General features: G+C 38.0%; 23 protein-coding genes. 7 read left to right on the top strand and 16 right to left on the bottom strand.

Annotation, left to right across the window (positions count from 1 at the left end; all coding sequences use genetic code 11):
• Nucleotides 1–24 precede the first annotated feature (24 nt).
• From BUB03_RS04465 to BUB03_RS04440, 6 genes are all read right to left on the bottom strand, one after another.
• A complete protein-coding gene (locus tag BUB03_RS04465) occupies nt 25–1323 on the bottom strand; it encodes a DEAD/DEAH box helicase (RefSeq protein ID WP_040998766.1) in 1299 nt (432 codons plus the stop codon).
• A gap of 86 nt (nt 1324–1409) precedes the next feature.
• The gene (locus BUB03_RS04460; RefSeq protein ID WP_073060525.1) at nt 1410–1898 is read right to left on the bottom strand and encodes a DUF6438 domain-containing protein; all 489 of its coding nucleotides are present in this window, start codon (nt 1896–1898) and stop codon (nt 1410–1412) included.
• 64 nt (nt 1899–1962) lie between these two features.
• Nucleotides 1963–2754, bottom strand: coding sequence for a hypothetical protein (locus BUB03_RS04455; RefSeq protein ID WP_139258759.1), 792 nt, complete (start codon nt 2752–2754; stop codon nt 1963–1965).
• A 1-nt stretch (nt 2755) separates the two neighbouring features.
• Nucleotides 2756–3739: a GTPase ObgE gene (obgE, locus tag BUB03_RS04450; protein ID WP_073060520.1), complete on the bottom strand. Its 984-nt coding sequence runs from the start codon at nt 3737–3739 to the stop codon at nt 2756–2758.
• Nucleotides 3740–3791: 52 nt separating this feature from the next.
• Nucleotides 3792–4370 (bottom strand): adenylate kinase, encoded by a 579-nt coding sequence (locus tag BUB03_RS04445; protein WP_040998774.1) that lies wholly within the window; start codon nt 4368–4370, stop codon nt 3792–3794.
• Between the two features lie 127 nt (nt 4371–4497).
• The gene (locus BUB03_RS04440) at nt 4498–5052 is read right to left on the bottom strand and encodes a phosphoribosyltransferase (protein ID WP_040998776.1); all 555 of its coding nucleotides are present in this window, start codon (nt 5050–5052) and stop codon (nt 4498–4500) included.
• 407 nt (nt 5053–5459) lie between these two features.
• Here BUB03_RS04440 and BUB03_RS04435 point away from each other — a divergent pair, with 407 nt between their 5' ends.
• Nucleotides 5460–7046, top strand: a complete 1587-nt coding sequence (locus BUB03_RS04435) for an ABC-F family ATP-binding cassette domain-containing protein (protein ID WP_073060517.1) — start codon at nt 5460–5462, stop codon at nt 7044–7046.
• 124 nt (nt 7047–7170) lie between these two features.
• Here BUB03_RS04435 and BUB03_RS04430 read toward each other — a convergent pair whose 3' ends face one another.
• Nucleotides 7171–8100: an alpha/beta fold hydrolase gene (locus BUB03_RS04430; RefSeq protein WP_073060514.1), complete on the bottom strand. Its 930-nt coding sequence runs from the start codon at nt 8098–8100 to the stop codon at nt 7171–7173.
• A 249-nt stretch (nt 8101–8349) separates the two neighbouring features.
• Here BUB03_RS04430 and BUB03_RS04425 point away from each other — a divergent pair, with 249 nt between their 5' ends.
• On the top strand, nt 8350–9636 hold the full coding sequence (locus BUB03_RS04425) for an adenylosuccinate synthase (RefSeq protein WP_040998778.1): 1287 nt from the start codon (nt 8350–8352) through the stop codon (nt 9634–9636).
• 112 nt (nt 9637–9748) lie between these two features.
• Here the strand turns inward: BUB03_RS04425 and BUB03_RS04420 are convergent, their stop codons facing one another.
• A complete protein-coding gene (locus tag BUB03_RS04420; RefSeq protein ID WP_073060512.1) occupies nt 9749–10831 on the bottom strand; it encodes an endonuclease/exonuclease/phosphatase family protein in 1083 nt (360 codons plus the stop codon).
• Nucleotides 10832–10962: 131 nt separating this feature from the next.
• On the opposite strand from BUB03_RS04420, the gene BUB03_RS04415 reads away from it, so the two are divergent.
• Together BUB03_RS04415 and gloA2 are read left to right on the top strand one after the other, a co-directional pair.
• Complete coding sequence (locus tag BUB03_RS04415) at nt 10963–11403, top strand: nuclear transport factor 2 family protein (RefSeq protein ID WP_073061306.1); 441 nt, start codon at nt 10963–10965, stop codon at nt 11401–11403.
• A 51-nt stretch (nt 11404–11454) separates the two neighbouring features.
• Nucleotides 11455–11832 (top strand): SMU1112c/YaeR family gloxylase I-like metalloprotein, encoded by a 378-nt coding sequence (gene gloA2, locus BUB03_RS04410; protein WP_073060511.1) that lies wholly within the window; start codon nt 11455–11457, stop codon nt 11830–11832.
• Nucleotides 11833–11835: 3 nt separating this feature from the next.
• Here the strand turns inward: gloA2 and BUB03_RS04405 are convergent, their stop codons facing one another.
• Both BUB03_RS04405 and BUB03_RS04400 read right to left on the bottom strand, forming a co-directional pair.
• Nucleotides 11836–12219, bottom strand: coding sequence for a DUF1634 domain-containing protein (locus tag BUB03_RS04405; protein WP_040998787.1), 384 nt, complete (start codon nt 12217–12219; stop codon nt 11836–11838).
• Nucleotides 12219–13049: a sulfite exporter TauE/SafE family protein gene (locus BUB03_RS04400; RefSeq protein WP_040998788.1), complete on the bottom strand. Its 831-nt coding sequence runs from the start codon at nt 13047–13049 to the stop codon at nt 12219–12221. Before BUB03_RS04400 ends, BUB03_RS04405 begins: the two co-directional genes overlap by 1 nt.
• An 85-nt stretch (nt 13050–13134) precedes the next feature.
• Between BUB03_RS04400 and BUB03_RS04395 the strand changes: the two genes are divergently transcribed.
• Both BUB03_RS04395 and BUB03_RS04390 read left to right on the top strand, forming a co-directional pair.
• Nucleotides 13135–13686, top strand: a complete 552-nt coding sequence (locus BUB03_RS04395; protein ID WP_040998899.1) for a DUF1543 domain-containing protein — start codon at nt 13135–13137, stop codon at nt 13684–13686.
• A 41-nt stretch (nt 13687–13727) separates the two neighbouring features.
• A complete protein-coding gene (locus BUB03_RS04390; RefSeq protein ID WP_073060509.1) occupies nt 13728–14840 on the top strand; it encodes a 5-(carboxyamino)imidazole ribonucleotide synthase in 1113 nt (370 codons plus the stop codon).
• A gap of 156 nt (nt 14841–14996) precedes the next feature.
• On the opposite strand, the gene BUB03_RS21650 is transcribed toward BUB03_RS04390, so the two are convergent.
• From BUB03_RS21650 to BUB03_RS21780, 5 genes are all read right to left on the bottom strand, one after another.
• Nucleotides 14997–15533 carry a hypothetical protein gene (locus BUB03_RS21650; protein ID WP_139258757.1) on the bottom strand — a complete coding sequence of 179 codons (537 nt, stop codon included), beginning with the start codon at nt 15531–15533 and terminating at the stop codon, nt 14997–14999.
• A 120-nt stretch (nt 15534–15653) separates the two neighbouring features.
• Nucleotides 15654–17777 carry a cation:proton antiporter gene (locus BUB03_RS04380; protein ID WP_073060504.1) on the bottom strand — a complete coding sequence of 708 codons (2124 nt, stop codon included), beginning with the start codon at nt 17775–17777 and terminating at the stop codon, nt 15654–15656.
• Nucleotides 17778–17786: 9 nt separating this feature from the next.
• A complete protein-coding gene (locus tag BUB03_RS04375; RefSeq protein WP_073060503.1) occupies nt 17787–18353 on the bottom strand; it encodes a hypothetical protein in 567 nt (188 codons plus the stop codon).
• A gap of 204 nt (nt 18354–18557) precedes the next feature.
• Nucleotides 18558–19463, bottom strand: a complete 906-nt coding sequence (locus BUB03_RS04370) for a DMT family transporter (protein ID WP_073060501.1) — start codon at nt 19461–19463, stop codon at nt 18558–18560.
• Between the two features lie 142 nt (nt 19464–19605).
• Nucleotides 19606–19746: a bacteriocin-like protein gene (locus BUB03_RS21780; RefSeq protein WP_155859177.1), complete on the bottom strand. Its 141-nt coding sequence runs from the start codon at nt 19744–19746 to the stop codon at nt 19606–19608.
• A 200-nt stretch (nt 19747–19946) separates the two neighbouring features.
• Here BUB03_RS21780 and purE point away from each other — a divergent pair, with 200 nt between their 5' ends.
• Nucleotides 19947–20450: a 5-(carboxyamino)imidazole ribonucleotide mutase gene (gene purE / locus BUB03_RS04365; protein ID WP_073060499.1), complete on the top strand. Its 504-nt coding sequence runs from the start codon at nt 19947–19949 to the stop codon at nt 20448–20450.
• Between the two features lie 122 nt (nt 20451–20572).
• Here the strand turns inward: purE and yiaA are convergent, their stop codons facing one another.
• A complete protein-coding gene (yiaA, locus tag BUB03_RS04360; protein WP_073060497.1) occupies nt 20573–20965 on the bottom strand; it encodes an inner membrane protein YiaA in 393 nt (130 codons plus the stop codon).
• Nucleotides 20966–21050 lie beyond the last annotated feature (85 nt).

Below are 21050 nucleotides of genomic sequence, written 5' to 3'. Positions count from 1 at the left end.
AGCTTCTCATTGAGAAGCTTTTTCTTATTTTTTTCTGGTGAAATTTTTATTCTTAGGTTTTTTAAATCCTGTAGTAGGTGTACTGCCTGCTGGTTTATTGTTATTCTGAGGTTTTGGAGATCTCGAAGATCTTCTTTCTCCACCGCCTGCAGCCATAGGTTTGTTATTGGAGTCCCTTTTCTGAGCGACCAGATTATCGGTATGGAAAGGATGGTCCTTTACCACAGGAATTTTCTTTCCGATCAGTTTTTCCGTATTTCTCAGGTTCAGGAGGTCAAGGCTGTCTACAAAAGAGATTGAAGATCCTTCTGCTCCGGCTCTTCCCGTTCTTCCGATTCTGTGAACATAGGTTTCAGAAACGTCGGAAAGTTCAAAATTAATGACATATTTAAGCTCATCAATATCGATCCCCCTTGCAGCGATGTCTGTGGCTACCAGAATCCTTGTTTTTCCGGACTTAAAATTATTTAGGGCATTCTGCCTTGCATTTTGAGATTTGTTCCCGTGAATGGCTTCCGCTGAGATATTATCTTTCTGAAGTTTTCGGGCGATTTTGTCAGCACCGTGTTTCGTTCTGGAGAATACCAGTACTGAATCTGCAATATCATTTTCCAGAATATGGGAAAGAAGGTTCAGCTTATTTTCCTTATCCACAAAATAAACCGACTGCTTGATAGTTTCTGCAGTGGAAGAAACCGGGGTAACTTCTACTTTCACAGGATTGTTCAGGATAGAATCTGCCAGTTTCTGGATCTCGGAAGGCATTGTTGCTGAAAAGAATAAAGTCTGTCTTCTCTGTGGAAGAAGCTTGATCACTCTTTTTACATCATGTACGAAGCCCATATCAAGCATTCTGTCTGCTTCATCAAGAACAAAGATCTCGATGTTTTTCAAACTGATAATCCCCTGGGCAATAAAATCCAGAAGCCTGCCCGGGGTAGCTACCAGGATATCAATGCCTTTTCTTAAGGCTGCTTCCTGATTTCCCTGCTTTACACCTCCGAAAATGACAAGCTGTTTAAGCGGAAGGTATTTTCCGTAGGCATTGATGTTTTCCTCGATCTGGATGGCAAGTTCTCTTGTCGGCGTTAAGATCAGGGCTTTTATATGATTATTTTTGGTTTTGCTTTTTGATAAGTTCTGAAGAATAGGAATTGCAAACGCCGCTGTTTTTCCTGTTCCTGTCTGTGCGCATCCTAAAAAGTCACTTCCTTTTAGGATTTCAGGAATAGATCTCTCCTGAATGGGTGTTGGATTGGTATATCCCTGTTCCTGAATTGCTTTGGCAATAGGTTCTATTAAGTTTAGGTCTGTAAAATTCAAATGAATTGTTTTTTAATTTAAAATAAAATTCCCTCAATGTGAAGGAATTATAGGATACAAAGGTAGTCTAAATATTTTTAAACGGATTATTTTACTTTTGTCCACTGCTGGTTGTGTCTCAGTTCTTCAATGAAGGTATAGACTTCTCTCAGTTTTTCGCTTCCGTTTTTGCCGTAATCTTCTACATTTTTGGAGGTTCCGTCTGTAAAATTAATTCTCAGGTATGAAGTGGGAAGGTCTGTTACGTTTCTTGATCCGTATTTGTCTTTCAGGCTTTTAACGTCAAGGCTGTTCAGCAAAGTAACCAGTTTATTGTAATCTGCTTCTTTGATTGTAGCTTTAAAAGTCCCTTCACGGGGCTTGGAAAATTCACCTTTCGAAAAATCTTTGGAGAAGTTGAAATGTTCAGCCTCAAGCACAGCTGTCCTGTCCGGATTGATCGTCATGGTGAAAATAGGGCACGATCCAAAACATACACCTGCTTCATATTCAATTTTAGAATATTTTGAATTCGTTTTCTGTGTTGTACAGGAAAATAAGAATATAAATGCACAAAGGCTGAGTATGTATTTCATAACGGATGATTTTCCTGATTTCTTTCAATAATTATTCCAAACGGAAATTGTTGAGGCATTGTGACTATTCCAGTGATGAAACACAGCAGCCTTTGGTGAATGATAATCTTAAAAGAACAGAGTCGGTAGCTAATGACTCATAATACTTTGTTCTTTTTCTGTCTGCATTGTAATAGGAATAGCTTTTTATTTCCCCTTTGTCAAAGGCTATTTTGTTTTTGAAGAACAACGGTTCCATATCATACAGGATATTGTTGTTGAAACCTTGATCACTGTTGGTAATGTCCAACTCAATGATTCCTAAATTCGTCCTTCCTTTATTATTACGGATAAGATGGTAGGTATAATGAACCAGATCATTGTCTGCTTTCTTTTCAACCAATTCCAGAATCTGGTCTGTTTTGGGTTTTTTTCTTTTTCTGATATCGGCAATTTCAGATTCGAGAGGAATATCACCTTTGAAATAATCAAAATTTCCCGGCTTGGTATCTTTTTTCTCATCTTTGATCAAAACAGGGAGAACCGGGTTGGTATCCTTGTTTAAATTGTAAATGATACCATTTCTGCTGTTGTTAAAATACAGAACAGATAGATCGTAATCACTTATGAAATACTGGATGTCTTCGCTTACTTCATGAGTTGTGCCCTGATCTGTAACTTTATCGTAAGTAAATTTGTATTTTACCCTTTTATTAAATTCATATTTAAAAAACGCCTTGTCATTTAAAGGTGCCGGTTCATTTGTTCTGGATAGCTCCAAAGATGAATCGCTGTCCTGGGCATACGCCAGGGCAGGCAGAAGAAATGAAACAAAAATAACAGCGGGTGCTGTTATTTTTTTTAATGAGTGTATCATCTTATCCGTGAAGTTTTTTCCAGATTGCATCTTTCAGTTCTACAAGGCCTTCTCCGGTGACGCCGGAGAAGAACAGCGGCTGTCTGTTTTCCGGAAACTCTTTGGCAATTTCTTTTTTCAGCTCTTCGTCCAGGAGGTCGGATTTTGAAATGGAAACAATAAAATCTTTATCCAAAAGTTCAGGATTGTATTCTTTCAATTCATTTTCCAGAATTTTAAATTCCTGGAAGTGGCTTTCAGAATCAGCCGGAATTAAGAATAATAAGATGGAATTTCTTTCAATATGTCTTAAGAACCTGTGTCCTAAACCTTTTCCTTCAGCTGCCCCTTCAATGATTCCCGGAATATCAGCCATTACAAATGATTTGTAATTTCTGTAATCCACAATCCCAAGATTGGGAGTCAGAGTGGTAAATGCATAATTGGCAATCTTAGGCTTTGCAGCAGAAACTGAGGCAAGAAGAGTAGATTTACCGGCATTTGGAAAGCCAACCAATCCTACATCGGCTAAAATTTTAAGCTCGAACACAACGTAGCCTTCCTCGCCATCCATTCCCGGTTGTGCGTATCTTGGAGTCTGATTGGTAGATGATTTGAAATGCTCGTTCCCTTTTCCTCCTTTTCCTCCCTGCATTAAGATGATCTCCTGCTTGTCTTCAAGGATTTCACCAATAATTTCTCCATCTTCATTTTTAGCAATGGTCCCGATTGGAACATCGATATAAATATCAGAACCGTCGGCACCGGTCAGCTGGTTTTTAGCTCCGTTTTCACCACGTTCCGCTTTGATGTGGCGGGTGTATCGGAGTGGAAGTAAAGTCCATTCCTGAGCGTTTCCTCTCATGATGACGTGTCCGCCACGACCGCCGTCACCACCGTCAGGACCTCCTTTAGGAATATATTTTTCACGGCGAAGGTGGGCAGATCCGGCACCTCCGTGTCCGCTTTTACAATGGATCTTTACGTAATCTACAAAGTTAGACATATAGTTTGTGTTGCGAGCTGCGGGTCCAAAAAACTGGCATCCCGTATCTCGATTATTTTATTTTTTCTACTTCAGCAAAAAGTTTTTGGGAAATTTCATCAATTTCTCCTACGCCGTTTACTTCAACATATTTTCCCTGTTGCTTGTAAAGTTCCGCTACTTCTGCTGTTTTCGTATAATATTCTTTAATTCTGTTTTCAATGATTTCTACATTGCTGTCATCGGATCTTCCGCTGGTTTCCCCTCTTTTCAGAAGTCTTTCCACTAAAATCTTGTCTTCTACCACTAATGAAAGGCAGATATCGATTTTGTCATTCAGTTCTTCTTTAACAATTTTTTCCAGTGCCTGCGTCTGTGCAGTTGTTCTTGGGTAGCCGTCAAAGATAAATCCGTTGGTATCCGTTGGTTTTCTGAGCTCATCGATCAGCATATCCGTTGTTACCTGATCAGGAACCAGTTCTCCCTTATCGATGTAAGACTTAGCCAGTTTTCCAAGCTCCGTATCATTTTTCATGTTGTATCTGAAAAGATCACCTGTTGAAATCTGTTTTAAATTGAATTTTTCGATCAGGTTTTGAGCTTGTGTTCCTTTTCCACTTCCTGGAGGGCCGAACAGAACAATGTTTATCATAATGTTGATTCGCTTTCAGCCTTTAGCAATAAAGCTTTCAGCCTTTAGCTTTTTTAGTTAATATTTACTTTATTTCGATTTTAATTTTTAAAGCTAATGGCTAGTAGCCAAAAGCTAATAGCAGTAATTAATGGTTGATCTGTCCTTCTTCCAGTTGATACAGGTTTGAAAGATTTCTTCCCAATTCATCATAATCAAGACCGTACCCAAGAACAAATTTGTTCGGAATTTCTTTTCCGATATAATCCAGCTTGAAGTCTTTTTTGTAAACGTCAGGCTTTAATAGGAATGAAGCCAGTTTTACAGATTTCGGACGCTGTGTTTCCGTGAAATATTTGAACAGGCTTTCCACCGTGTTCCCTGTATCTACAATATCTTCCACAAGAATGATGTGACGATCTTTCACGTCTTTAGTCAGTTCCATTTTCTGGTAAACAATCCCTGTAGATTCTGTTCCTACATAGGAGCTCATTTGGATGAAAGCAATCTCGCATTCGCCCGGATAATATTTCAGAAGGTCTGAGAAGAACATGATTACTCCGTTCAGAACACCTATGAAAACAGGAACTTCATCCTTGTAATCTTCATAAATTCTTAAAGCTGTTTCTTTTACAATTTCCTGAATTTCGGCGTCCTTCAGATAAGGAACGAAAGTTTTGTCGTGAACTTTAATACTTTCCATAAAAAATTTTAGTAGTCGACAAAGTTACGGATTTTTGATTAAAATCTTTTCTACTTTTATTCCGGATTTAATAAATATATGGTTTAAAAAATACATCCTGAGATAATTCACAGTGCTTCTGATAAGTAATTCCGGGAAAACTTAATCCTGCAGGTAGTTTGAGAACAGAAAATACTGATTCCGGGAATTTTTATTGTTATAAAAATATCAGTTTTTCCGGCATTTCCTTTTATTTTTTATATGAAGATTTTATTTTTTTTATTTGAAAAAAATGAATAATTAATAATTTGCTATCTTTGTATTTCCAAAACCCATAATACGAGCATGTAGGATTCAGTTTCTTTCCGATTTTATCAAACAGTAACCGGTGTGTTACTGATGTTTCACCATTACATAAGAAAGAAATAATGATTTTACTGCAAAATATATCCTTTGGGTTTCCGGGAGGAAATCTCCTTTTTCATTCCGTCAATTTAACTATACCATCACATACAAAATCCGCATTAGTTGGAAGCAACGGCATTGGTAAATCTACACTCCTGAAGATCATAGCTCAGGAAATTCAGCCTTCAGAAGGAACGGTCACCGTTAAAGGTGATCTTTACTTTGTTCCGCAGATGTTCGGGAACTTTAACGATTATACCGTAGCAGAATGCCTTGCCATCGACAAAAAGCTTCATGCCCTCCAAAAAATCACAAGCGGCGAAGTGAATGAAGCGTATTTTGATATTTTAAATGATGACTGGGACATAGAGGAACGCTGCCGGCATGCACTGAATGACTGGAAGCTTGAAGATCTGGAACTGGATCAGAAGCTGGAAAACCTAAGTGGAGGGCAAAAAACGAAAGTTTTTCTGGCAGGTATTCAGATCAACCAGCCGGATATAATCATACTGGACGAGCCTACGAATCATCTTGATCTGGAAGGCAGGAAGCTGCTGTATGATTTTATTGAGAAAACAAATTCAACAGTTGTCATGGTGAGCCACGACAGAAGTTTACTGAATCTTGTTGACACTCTATTTGAATTAAGCAATCAGGGAATCTCTGCCTATGGCGGGAATTATGATTTTTATGCTGAACAGAAAGAAGTAGAGCAGGAAGCATTGTACAATGATATTCATGCAAAGGAAAGAGCCCTGAAAAAAGCAAAAGAAAAAGAAAGGGAAACGATAGAGCGAAAGCAAAAGCTGGATGCAAGGGGAAAGCAGAAGCAGGAAAAATCCGGAGTAGCTAGGATTATGATGAATACGCTAAAGAATAATGCCGAGAAAAATACCTCCCGGTTGAAAGGTATTCATGCTGAAAAAATAAGCGATATTTCAGGAGATTTGCGGGAACTACGTTCTTCGTTAAAAAATGTTGATCAGATGAAAGTCCGTTTTAATGATTCCAATTTACATTATGGGAAAATCCTGATCAATGCGGAAAATATTAATTTTAAATATAGAGATGAAAATCTTTGGAGTGAGAATATAAGTATTGAAATCAGGAGCGGAGAGCGCATTTGTGTCAAAGGCTCCAATGGTTCCGGAAAAACTACACTTATAAGACTGCTGCTGGGAAACATAGTGCCTTCGGAAGGGAAAATAAACAGAGCAGAATTCAACAGTATTTATATTGATCAGGAATATTCCCTGATTGGCCGGGAAATCAAGGTTTATGATTTTGCCCAGCAGTTTAATGACGGTGCAATGCCGGAATCTGAAGTGAAAACCCTGTTGTCCAGATTTTTGTTCGGCAAGGATACCTGGGATAAAAACTGCGGAATACTGAGCGGAGGAGAACGTCTGAGGCTTTTGCTGTGCGGACTTTCCATCAGCAGTAAAGCTCCTGACATGATTATCCTGGATGAACCGACAAATAATTTGGACCTGCAGAATGTGGAGATTCTGACGAATTCAATTAAAGAGTATAAAGGAACACTGCTGGTGATTTCACATGATAAAACCTTTGTGGAGGAGATTGGGGTGGAAAGGGAGATTGATTTATAAAGGCATTTTATGTTTTTATGATTTTTTCTCTCGCATATTTTGCAGATGACACAGGTGTTTGTATGCCATTTTTTTGTATTGCGAGGAGTGTAACGACGAAGCAATCTTTTTACAGGTGTTTATGTTATAAATGCTTTGAGATCCATTGGAGTATATCATTCAAAACTTCTTCCCTAATGGCCTCGTTGAGAATTTCATGGCGCATTTCGGGATAGATGTTGGTATTTATATCTTTGAATCCGTCCTGTTTCAAAAGGTTAACAGTTTGTTTAACACCTTTGCTGAAATCCCCGATAGGATCATTCTGACCACTGATGAAAAGGAAAGGGAAAGATTTTGGAATAGAGGCAGCCCAGTTTCTTGCCGTTGCTTTTTTATAAATGCTGAACAGTGCATAAAAAGCATTATTGGTAAACGGAACACCGCAAAGTTCATCTTCGGTAAAAGCTTTCCTGTTTGCCGGATTTACACTGAGCCAGCTTGTATCACTAAAATCTTTGTCTTTTTTGAAACGCTTGTTATTAACAATATTAAAAAGTTTATTGAGATAAGTCGGATGATGAGGGGCTATTTTATTGGCTAACGAAAGATAGCCTTTTATCAAACTAATGCCTGCTAGAGGACCACCGGTTCCAACAATGACAGCTCCGGAAAATTTTCCACTGGCTTTCTGAAGAAGACAGCGGGTAACAAACGACCCCATAGAATGTCCAAGAATAAAATGAGGTACATCCGGATAGTGTTGATGAAGATGTTCACCCATCGCTTCAGCATCCGAAATAAGTTTTTCATCGGGTTGATCTAGCTGGAAAAATCCGATGTCTTTTTTATCTTTTACGGATTTGCCATGTCCTAAGTGATCGTAGGTGAGTACGGCAAGTCTCCGGGCTGCAAAATATTCTGCAATTTCACTATATCTTCCGCTGTGTTCCTGCATGCCGTGGATAATGAGTAAAGTGGCTTTTACGGGAATTTCAACAGGAGTGAACAGGGTGTGGAAAAGTTTTTTTTCACTGAATCCGGGAGAGAGGTATGATGATTTTTGTGATGTCATGGTGTTTTGTCTTTATGATTTCAGAAGACAACCCTAAATATACGGAATTAATTAACCCTGTTAAAATGATAATAAATAAATTGAAAAGTAATAGTTGAAAGATATAAATGGAACTTTCATAGGAAAAGAAATGCAATATATTTCCTCAACCACATGATTTCCACCCATCCCAAAAATAAAATCTCCTCATAATTTGCTCACCCTATTTTTAAAAAGTAATTTTGCATGAATCTAAAATAAAAGTAAAATATGTCAACTTACGTAGTTGTAGGTCTTCAGTACGGAGATGAGGGTAAAGGGAAAATCACGGATGTTTTATCGGCTAAATCGGACTATGTTGTTCGTTTCCAGGGAGGGGACAACGCAGGTCACACGGTTTATGTAGGCGAAGAGAAATTCGTTTTGCACCTTCTTCCTTCCGGTGTACTGCAGTGCAAAGGGAAGTGTATCATTGCGAACGGAGTAGTGGTAAATCCTAAATCTTTCATTAAGGAGGTGAATCAGATCGAAAGCAAAGGCTTGAAAACGGATCACATTTTCATCAGCAGAAGAGCGCATGTCATCATGCCTTACCACATTCTTCTGGACACTTACCGTGAAGAAGAACACGGCGGAACGCAGATCGGAACAACGAAAAAAGGGATCGGACCTTGCTATGAAGATAAAATTGCAAGAGTGGGGATCAGAATGATCGATCTTCTGAATCCTGAAATCCTGAGAGACAAAATCGAGAAAAACTTAAAAATCAAGAATTCTCTTTTTGAAAAATATTACGGAAAACCGACGTTGGATGTTGAAGAAATTTACAACGAATATTTAGAAATAGGAAAACAGCTTCAGGACAGAATCGTTGATACGGAACTGGAATTAAACGAAGCAATCAGAGATGGTAAAAACGTTTTATTCGAAGGAGCACAGGCTTTGATGCTTGACATCGACTTCGGAACATATCCATACGTGACTTCATCTTCTCCTTCTACAGGGGGTGTTTGTACAGGAGCTGGAGTTCCTCCAACTTCACTTCAAAACCTGATTGGAGTTGCAAAAGCATATTGTACAAGAGTTGGAAACGGTCCTTTCCCTTCAGAATTAGATAATGAATTAGGAGAAAAGATCAGACAGATCGGTGGAGAATTCGGAGCGACTACAGGAAGACCAAGAAGAACAGGTTGGTTAGACCTTGTTTCTTTAAAGCATGCTTGTATGATCAACGGGATCAATAACCTGGTTATTACAAAATTAGACGTTCTTACAGGCATTGAAAACCTGAAAGTAGTTACGCATTACAAAACAGAAGACGGAAAAATCATCGATTATTTCACTTCTTCAACTGAGAAATTGTATAACTATGAGCCAATTTACCAGGATTTACCAGGTTGGAACGAAGATATTACAAAAGCAAGAAGCTATGACGAACTTCCTGATACCGCTCAAAAATACATCGAGTTTATTGAGAAATATTTAGGAATCAACGTATACCTTGTTTCTGTAGGACCTGAAAGAAGCCAGAACATCATCAGAAAAGAATTATTCTAATTGTAGAATGTCAATAATAATACAAAGAGACCATCCGCAGGATGGTCTCTTTTATTTTAATCAAGAAAGAATGTGTCTGATCCAAAAAACTGGAAGATTAATCTTTACATTTTTAATCTTCAGTTACTACCGCATCACGTTCTCCATCCTCTTCCTTTCCTTCCTGTATCATTTCCTCTGCCTCTGCTTTTTCCTCTGCCGTTGCTCCCTCAACCTGTTCTTCCTGCTCATCATTATGATGATCAATAAAAAACTCACAATAAACCGGAAGATGATCCGATCCGAAATTTTCCAGAGTTTTAAGTTCTTTGATGAAAATATCTTCACTGTGGAACATCAGATCAATCGGAAATCTCAGCAGACGGTATTTCGCATGAAAGGTAGACACAAAAGAACGCCCGATTCTCGGATCAATCAAATGACTCGTTTTTCTAAACAGGATAGATGATTTTGACCAGGCCACATTATTAAAATCCCCTACAACAATAACGGGCTGATGGATATCTTTAACCCTTTTTGCCGCACTTAGAAGATCGCCGTCCCTCTCCTTGGAAGTTTCTTCTTCAGTAGGACTCGGCGGAGGCGGATGCACCCCGAAAAATACAAATGAAAATCCATCTTCAGTCTTCAAATGAGCCTCAATGCTCGGGATATCATCTGCTACAAAATAATGGGTCTTTGCGCTTTTAATCTCAATTTTAGAATAGAAATGCATTCCATAGGTATTCTCAAGGGTTACCTTATGCTGGAAAGGATATTCTTTTTCAAGAACCCTCATTGCCTGTTCCCATTCACCATTGCTTTCCATGGTCAGAAACATTTCAGGACTGTATTTTTCGATCAGTTTGATAAATCTGTCATATTCCTTATTAAACTGGTAGACATTAGCTGAGATAAAATGCAGTTTTTGAGAAGACTTATGCTGCTGTCTGTATTTTTTAACCGGATAGAGAGGAGTATATTTTACAAGTGTTACCCCGTGATGTACAAATAACAGGACCAGAAGACCTTGCGAATACAGAAAGTTTGAGGGATTCTCAATCAGGAAACCGAAAATAAAAGTAAAAAAGGTAATATAAAAGATCTGGATCTTACCAAACTCCGGAACCCTGAATATCCAATGGGAACTCTGAATTTTGGGCAGTATCGTAAACACCGCCAGCAGCGCAATTAAAAATAAATAGATTCCCCACATAGTATTCAATAAACGGATAAAAATAATCTATTTTTAAATAATTCAAAACAATTCACTTTTTAAACTTTGTTAATTTTAACCATTCGCAATATTTTTCCTACTTTTATGGTACCCGATTAATGACAACTTACATGAATAAACTTGTTGCACTCACTTTAGCTTTTGGTACTTTCTGCTTCGGACAGCAGAATCAGGATATAGAAAAACCTATCCGCAATCTATTTTCGGGGATGAAAAATGCTGATCCCGCGCTGATGAAATCTGCTTTTGCAGAAGGAGCAATTCTTCAGACCATTACCAAAGACGGAACCGTGAAAAATGAAAATGTACAGGAATTTATGGATTCCGTTTCCAAATTTTCAAAAGATGATCTGGATGAAAGAATTATTGTTGAAGCCGTTCACACCGATGGTGGACTGGCAAGCGTTTTTACACCGTATTCATTCTTTTTTAAAGGTAAATTTTCCCATTGCGGGGCAAACAGTTTTCAATTGGTCAAGCAGCAGAATGACTGGAAAATTCAGTACATTATCGATACCAGAAGAAAAGAAAACTGTAAAGAAATAAAATAACAGGTCTGATAGATCTTTACATGCAGTCGAAAGAAAAAAATATATTCTAAAATGAAGATTCACCACATTGCCATCATATGCTCGGATTATGATGTTTCAAAGAAATTTTATACTGAAATTCTGGGTTTAAATATCATCCGTGAAGTTTACCGTAAAGAAAGACAGTCGTACAAACTTGATCTTGCTATCGGAGATCATTATGTAATTGAGCTGTTTTCATTTCCTGATCCTCCGCCAAGGCCATCCCGTCCCGAGTCATGCGGTTTAAGGCATTTGGCTTTTTCCGTAGAGAATGTACAGGATAAGAGGGAAGAATTGGTAAAAAAAGGCTTGGTCTGTGAAGAAATCCGTATAGATGAATATACGGGAAAAGAGTTTTTCTTTACCCAGGATCCGGATCAGCTTCCGTTGGAATTTTATGAAATGTAAAAATTAGTGGGCATAACCCGTAAAGAAACTGACTGCCATAATGGCCAGAACAATTGAGGAAATGACTACATAAACGTAGTCTTTTTCTTTTAAATACCCGATCAGTGCAAAAATAATCCTTACAAGAGGAGTGAAGATCAGCAGCAGGATTCCGAGTTGGATAATGGCCATGCCTTCTCCTTTGCATAAAGAATTCCAGAACATTCCCCATACCTTTTCGGAAGAAGAGCCCATGTCCAGGGAAGTATATTTTTTAGGCATTTTAAAGCCTTCTGTAAACAGTTTGATAAAACCAATCAATGATGTGGCCACAGATAAAATTACCCCCAGTCTCAGAAGATTTCCTACGGAACGGTTCAGATCCACATCTGTAAAATTCTTTCTCATTATCTGAAGCTTTTATTGATACCGTTATACATCATATATACTGCTAAAATAGTGATCACAATAGCAAAGAACACCTTCAATTTCTTCGTTTTGGATACCATCAGGGTTTTTGAACCGATGAAACTTCCCACTACTACACCAATCAGTACCGGAGCTACGATCACCGGGATGATCTCGCCTCTCTGGAAGTAGATCAAGGCACTGGCTACAGCGGTTACTCCAATCATAAAGTTACTGGTAGTCGTAGAAACCTTAAACGGCAGTTTCATCATATTGTCCATTGCCAGAACTTTAAGAGCCCCGGAACCTATTCCCAGAAGTCCGGACATAGCCCCGGCAAATAGCATCATAAGAAATCCCGGAACTGTATTTCTTGCAGAATAGCTTTTTACTACCCCTTTATCAGGAAAAGTTCCGTACAGTTTCAGTTTTTCTTCAAGGCTTCCTTTAATCAGGGGTTCCTGGTGGTCAGGTTTTCCCTTAAGATTTAAAACAACTGTTAATAAAAGGATGCTGGCGAAAATAATTCCGATCGTGTTAGGATTAAGCATTCCGGAAACCAATGCTCCGATGATTGCTCCTGCAGTAGTTCCGATTTCCAGAAACATCCCTATACGCATATTGGTGAAACCTTCTTTCACAAAAGCTACTGCGGCGCCGGAAGAAGTGCCGATCACAGAAATTAAAGAAGCACCAATGGCATAATGCATCGGAACGCCGAAACCCAGCGTTAATAAAGGAATAATTATAACTCCTCCTCCCAAACCCGTAAGTGAACCTAAAAGACCGGCGGAAACTGCGCCGAGAAACAGAATGATGATTTCTGACATGCTACAAATATAAAACTATTGTGGTAGTCTGCCAAACGTTTAAAAAAGATAAATTTGACGTATTTTTGCAGATATGAAAAGTGAAATGAAATTATTTTATATCATTCTCGGTGCAACGCCCAAGGGCAGGAATATTGAGCAGCATGACGTTTTTTTCGGGATCGCAGAAAATCTTAAAGATCTCGTTCCCGATATGAAGGATTTCTGGAAGGAAGCAGAAGGAAAAATCCATATAGACTGTTATCAGGAAGTGAAATTTGCAGATGGATATGAAGTGACTATTGTTGAGAAAACAGATCAGCCGTCCGAAGACCAGCTGTATTTCCTTAATTTAGGAGGATACAAGAAAGGCTTTTTTGAAGAGTTTCATGAGCAGCACCTGATGGTAGGGAAATCGATGGGAGAAATTGTGAAAAGAGCAAAGGCAACAGAATTTTATGCAACGATGGGTTTTGAAGGTGCGGTAAGCCATATTGATGACAAACACGGTGTTGATATTGATGATATTTTCAACGTTAATGATATCCTTCCTGAAAAAATGAAAGAAAAATATTCCATTGTCCTGAGGAAATCCGACGCTGAGAATCAGGAAAACCTGATGGGGCTTGGCTATTTAAAGATTGATAAAATTCAGTAAACTTCACGCAAATAAATCTAATAGAAAAAATAAAAGTAAGAATGAAAATAGGAATTTTAGGAGGCGGACAGCTCGGACGAATGCTGATACAAAGCGCACTGAAATATGACGATCAGTTTTATACACTGGACCCGGCTTCTGATGCACCATGCAATAATATCTCACATTTCACACAGGGAAATTTCAACGATTATGAAACGGTGTTGAATTTTGGGAAAGATAAAGAGGTGGTAACCATTGAAATAGAACATGTAAATGCAGATGCTCTGGCCGAACTTGAAAATCAAGGGATAAAAGTGGTTCCGAATTCTAAAATTATTAAAACAATTCAGCAAAAAATTCTTCAGAAACAGTTTTACGAAGCCCACGATATTCCAAGTCCGGAATTTGAAGTGATGGATGGAAGCTCTGACGAAATTAAAATGCCATTACCCTTCGTACAGAAAATGAATACAGGAGGATACGATGGAAAAGGAGTTCAGGTAATCCGTACGGCAGACGATATGAAAAATCTTTGGGTACAGGATTCTGTGATTGAAAAACTGGTAGATATCGACAAAGAACTTTCTGTAATTGTGGCAAGAAATGAAAATGGCGAAACAAAAACTTTCCCCGTAACGGAAATGGTTGCCGATCCAAAGCTGAATTTGCTTGATTTCAATATCTGCCCGGTATTTTTAAACGAAGATATCCAGAAACAGATTGATTCCATCACGGAAAAATTTTTAAATGCAATTAATTCTCCGGGGCTTTTTGCCATCGAATTATTCCTTGATAAAAACGGAAAAGTATGGGTCAATGAAACGGCTCCAAGACTTCATAATTCCGGCCACCAGAGCCAAGAAGGAAATGCCAACTCCCAGTTTGAGCAGATGTACCGCGTAGTGAAAAATTTACCTTTAGCTGATACTGACACTTTGGGATACAGCGGAATGCTGAACCTTGTAGGGGCGGAAGGACATGCAGGGAAAGTAATCTATGAAGGAATGGATGAGGTCCTTAAATTACCAAAAACATACGTTCACCTTTACGGAAAAACCGAAACCAAACCGGGAAGAAAAATGGGGCATATCAACGTTTTGGCAGATTCCAGAGAAGAGTTGATGGAAAAGCTTGTCAAAGTGAAAGAAATGGTGAGAGTCATAGCTGAATAAGCTAAGAATAAAATATAGAAAGAGCTGTAATTGTTTTACAGCTCTTTTTTATGTGTTATTCATATACTTCATCAAGTCAATTTGCTAATCTCATTCTTATTTTTGTTGATTTGACTTTCTATTTTCTTAGATTAATTATTTTTTAATGTGTAAATATTAATCTGATGTATTTACATTTTCCAATTTAATATTTGATGTTATAATCTTTCCTACTTCTGTTTCTTCACTATGTTGATACTTATCTGTAAAAATCCAGAATTCTTTTGAATCATTTGAATCTTGTGCTATGAGGAGATTAAAATTCCCTGCTGCAGAAATCACCGGAATTGTTTTTTTTTCTGTAGGATGACTATGGTTGGTAGGAATATCTTTAAGTTTGGAAAGTTCTTTTTTTAATTCTTCCGGTTGCAGCGATCCGAAATCATTATAATTAACAATTATTTTTGTTTTAGGATCAGCAAGGATGCCCAATATTTCATTTCTGATATTTTTTGCCATCATATTTTGCACTATGATTAATAATAGTGCTAGAATAAAAATTTGAGCAAACAAAACGATACCAATTACTGTTACTCTAACATTTTTAAACAGGCGTGTCAGCATGGCAATGAATAATCCTATCAATGCAATGGCACAGGAAAATGGTAATAAGGAAGTTAAAAAAGAGCTGAGAGTTTCAAGATTTTCAATCATAAAAAATAAAACACAGTTTATAGATACTAAAATATAAAAATGATAACTGATATGTGGTATAATGAGCAGGACTAAATTTATTTAATATCTTCCTTATTTCTCAAAAACTTTCTTCTTTTTTTACTTAAAAATCTTCTGAATCACATTTCCAATTTCAACAAAATCATCATGATTGCCTACAGAGCGTATTTCCGGACTGTTCTCATTAAATTCTGAAAATGGGAAGATCAACAGGTAATTATTGTCACTTAAATACTTATTCAGTAATTCAGGAATAAGCCTCATTCTCGGAATATAGGATTTCATTCCACGTTTGGCCATCAGGACAATTAAAGCTTCATCTTCTTTTAGTTTTGCAGCAGTTTTTTCACCGTCCTGCCAGGTACTCATAATGATAAACTCTGCTTCTATGTTCGCTTTTTTCACAATCTTCTGAAGGATATCCAGAATGTTTTCCGGTGCATAAAAAACCACACTGGCGCCGGAATTTCTGGCAATATTCCACACTCTTAGCAGGGCGTGAAAAAATCCTGCTTCCTTATGGGCATTTTCAGGAATCATTACAGCATATTTCCTAATGGTAGAAAGCGGCTGTGCTGCATGGTAAACCAATACATTCACATCATCATTTTGGAGATATCCATTGTAAAGGTTGTAAACAAAAGAAGGAGAGAAGCCTTTTTCATCTTCCAGACCGATGATAAGATCGGTAATATTCTGTTCTTTGATCACATTTTTCACTCCATTGATCACGTCATTATCATATCTTTTAAGAGCCTGCATTTTGACATCAGCCGCTGCGGCGGCATCTGTTGCCTGATGAAGCAGTTTTTCGGCATTTTTTACAGAAGATTCATTTTTATCTTCATTAATGACATTTAAGGCAAAGAGGTTTTCTGTATTTTCATGAGCTTTAATCAGTATGCCAAGATTCACCATTCTTTCAACAGTTTCCTCATGATTGATCGCCAGAAGAATATTTTCCTCTTCATGACTATTCCCGGAAACCGTATCTTCATTATCACTTTCTGCAATCTTTTGGGCGCTGGCCATTGAAACAAAAGAAGAAATCGTACAGGAAATAAGAATCAGAAGGATACTTCCATTCAGTACATGTTCATTCAATAGTCTTACCGGTTCACCGGTCTCAGTTTCTGAAAGAATAATATTATATCCAACCATTACTGAGGCTAATGTGGCTGCTGCAGATGCGGAACTCAGTCCAAAAATAAGTTTTCCTTCCTCTTTGGATAGCCTGAAAGTCTTTTGCGTCATCACTGCTGAAATATATTTCCCTCCGATGGAGGCAACAAGCATAATCCCGGCAACTTCAAGGGTTTCCCAGCTTCTAAAGAAAACTTTAAAGTCAATAAGCATTCCCACACTGATCAGGAAAAAAGGGATAAATATGGCATTTCCTACAAATTCTACCCTGTTCATAAGTGATGAGGTGTGAGGAATAAGCCTGTTTAATGCTAACCCGGCAAAGAATGCCCCGATAATAGCTTCCACACCCGCCAACTCAGCCAACAGCGCGGCCAGATAGATCATAACAAGTACAAAAATATATTGTGAAATCTTATCATCCACCTTTTTGAAGAACCAACGTCCTATAATCGGGAATACAATCAGAACAATTAAAGCGAAAACAATGAAGGAAACAGAAAGTTTAACCCAAAAACCTGTGCCTACATCACCCTGCGACATTCCAACGATTACGGCAAGTACCAAAAGGGCCATGATATCCGTAATCATCGTTCCGCCCACGGTGATATTGACTGCTTTGTTCTTGGCGATTCCCAACTTGCTGACCAGCGGATAGGCAATAAGGGTATGCGATGAAAAAAGACTGGCAAAAAGGATGAAAGTAAGCATTGAGAATCCCAGGAGATAATAACCACCCAGATAGCCTAGCACAAAAGGTACGGCAAAAGTATAAATTCCGAAGGTGAGACTTTTCCATTTGTTCTTCTTAAAATCGCCCATATCAATTTCTAGCCCTGCAAGAAACATGATGTAAAGAAGGCCGGTAGTTCCTGTTACCACAATACTGCTGTCTCTTGCCAGCACATTGAACCCGTTAGGCCCGATTACTGCTCCGGCAATGATAAGTCCCAGCAGATGCGGAACTTTAATTTTATTCAAAAGCAGGGGAGCGGCAAGGATGATGACCAATACCAACAGGAATTTTAAAACCGGATCTTCTATAGGAAAATTCAGATTGTGTATACTCAGTAAAATCATAGGTGTTTTTTATTTTGTGGAACGTACTAATTCGACGGAAAACTTGGCGGTACAGCCATTGTCGGTGGTTATGGTTCTTGTTCCTTTCAATTTGGTGTCGGAAATATCATTCAGCAGAACATTCATTTCTACTTTTTTCTGGGAAGTGGAATCTGTTTTGAAATTAAGTTTGATTTCATTATTTTCAAATTTACCGGAATAAACCCTCACCAGATTATTGTTATTAATGATTTTTGTTGAAAGGTGAATAGAATCACTGTCGAATTCCCAGATATCCGTACGCTGATCACCCACTGCATAATCACTGCAGTTGGATTCTGTACAGATCACTTTTCCTGTCCATGGACCGGAGATTTCTTCCGGCCACAGGACTATCTTGACAGAATCTTTTTTGGAAAAAATGCTGTCTCTCATTTTTAAAAGAGACTGATATTCGGATTCTTTTTTTGCAAATAGTTTTTCTTTTTCCAGTAATTGCTTTTCTCTTTCTGTGAGATTTTTTTCTTTTTCTTTATAATCACAGCTAATTAATAGGAAAGAACCAGCAAAAAGTATAAAAAATGTGTTTTTAAGCATATTGTCAATGTTGGTGTAAACAATATAGGAAAAAATAAGGAAAATATGAAATTTACCTGTGTGGTATGAGTAAATGGGGAAATTTTTATTGACCGACTTGTGTTGTAAATCAACCCGTTAAAAATTCGGAAAACTTTTGATCAATAGGGGAATTTGGAAGTGGGAACCATCGCTTTTAGGCTTCGTGTTTTTGCTTTTATCTTCTCATGTAATTTTCTGCTTTCTAAACATTTCCGGCTTGTAATTGATAATGAAGACACCGCATATAATCATTACTGCTGCAAGAATAAATTTAAGGGAAATTTTTTCATCCATAATGAGCCACCCCAGAAATATAGCAATGATAGTATTCACATAAGCGAGTATGGACACCTGCACCGGGGAAATTTTGGTTAATGCATAATGGAAGGCGAAAAAAGCAGCAACAGAACCAAATACGGCCAGGTAAAGCAATGCTGAAATACTTTTAAAGCTCCAGTTTCCGAAATTATAGTTCTCTGAAAAAAAGAAGGCAAACATAATCTGTACTATTCCTGCAAACAGGAACTGATAAAACAGGTTCAGGGTAATATTGCCACTCTGGATATTGAGCTTTTTGGTAAAAATAGTTCCTGAGGCCCAACCGGCAATCGCGCAGAAAAGGAAGATCATTCCAGTTCTGTATTGTGGATTCGCCAGGTCCTGTATTCCGTCCCAGAAGATAAACAGAATTCCGCTGAAACATAAAAGGACACCTGCAAGAGCCCGGAAACTGAATTTCTGAAGACCAACAGCCACACTTCCCAGGAATACAAGAATAGGAGAGCACGCACTGATCAGTGAAGCAACACTGCTGGATACGGTTTCTTCCGCTACGGTTGTCATTCCATTGGCCACTACGAGCATAAGGGACGCAAAAATAACCTGATAACCAAAGGCTTTCCAGCCTATCCATTTAAATTCTTTTTTTGAAAGAAGGATGGTAAGCATAATCATGGCTGCCAGAAACTGACGTATCCCGGCCACGAACCATGCGGGAATAGTTTCCACGGCAACACGGATCGCCAGAAATGTAGTTCCCCAAACAAGAGCGACCGTGAGAACGGCAAAAATAAGTTTATAATCTTTCAATGTGAAATCAGGTATAACGAACAAATATACCTGTTATGGAATAAAGCGAATGGGTACAGTTGTTGTATTTTTTGGAGGTACAGAAGAACTGATGAAGTATATAATAAAAAAGAGTACATTCAAAATGTACTCTCTTTGTTTTTTAAGGTTCGAATCCTCCGCATGTATCAAAAGGAACACATGTCCACTTGCCGTTTCTAAAACAAAGCTGGAATTTACAGGGCTCCATACCTCCTAAAACCTTTTTTAATTCTTCTTTTTTAAGCTTTTTTAAATTTTTCATTACAAGTAATTTTATGTTGTTGGTAAAACAAATATTGGAAAAAAATGATAACGGTAAGTCAAAATTAACACAGTTTAACTTCTTTATGCGATTCTATAAAGTGAAATATTTTTCATCATTCTTGTCTGAAAGGGCAGAAAGAAATGTATGTTAAAAAAGGTTATATTTTTTTATCTTTGACCATCTAATAAAAATTGAAGATGGTAGGAATTATTATGGGCAGCCAAAGCGATCTGCCAATCATGGAACAGGCTGCGAATTTTCTGAAAAGCCTTGATATTCCATACGAACTGACGGTAGTTTCAGCGCACAGAACTCCTGAAAGAATGTTTGATTATGCAAAAACGGCAAGGGAAAGAGGCCTGAAAGTAATTATCGCGGGAGCAGGCGGTGCTGCACACCTTCCGGGAATGGTCGCCAGCTGCACAACTTTACCCGTGATCGGGGTTCCGATTCTGTCGAGCAATTCTATTGACGGCTGGGATTCCGTATTGTCTATCCTTCAGATGCCGGGGGGAATACCTGTAGCCACGGTAGCTTTAAACGGGGCTTTGAATGCGGGAATATTAGCCGTGAAAATCTTAGGAAGTGCAGATGAAGCAATTGCTGAAAATCTTCAGAAATACCAGGATTCTTTAAAAGATAAAGTATTGGGTACGGTGGATGATATTAAAGCAAAGCATCCTAACCAGTATGATAAGTAGAATTAATTGTGAATAGTCAATTGTGAATTTGCTGAATTTCTTATTTATAAAAGTCAAGTGAATTGTTATGATTGGTAAAAAAAATAAACAACAAAAACGCTCCAGATTTGGAGCGTTTTATATTATTCCTGGAGCATATTGTCTCTGGTATTTTTCTGAACGGATATAGCACCGAAAAGAGCGAGAAGGAATGCAAATGCATAAAATCCTTTTTCACTCGGAAGGATAGTCGCATTCCAAAGCCCTACAGCCAGCAGAACAATGGAAGACAAGGTAGCAAACCAGCATATTCCGTAATAAATATCTGTTACCGGAATGTTTTCTAACCGGTCACGAACTGCTTTCTGCAAAGAAACTACGGCAAACAGGCCATACAACAGGATGGTAAAATAATATCCTTTTTCATTCAATTGCATTTCTGCCCTTGCAAGACCTACGATAAAACCTATCATTCCTGCTCCTAATGCTATCCAGGACGCGGCTACGAATGCATTCGAGACTTTTTGTTTTTTCATTGATTATGATGTTTTTGTTTAAGGGGCTAAATATATTCATTTTTTAAATAATTAGCCGCAATACAGCAAAAAATATGGGTAAAAT

The organism is Chryseobacterium oranimense, from assembly GCF_900129755.1.
GTDB lineage: Bacteria > Bacteroidota > Bacteroidia > Flavobacteriales > Weeksellaceae > Chryseobacterium > Chryseobacterium oranimense.
The sequence above is the reverse complement of the archived record's forward strand: the minus strand, read 5'-3'. Positions and strand labels throughout refer to the sequence as shown.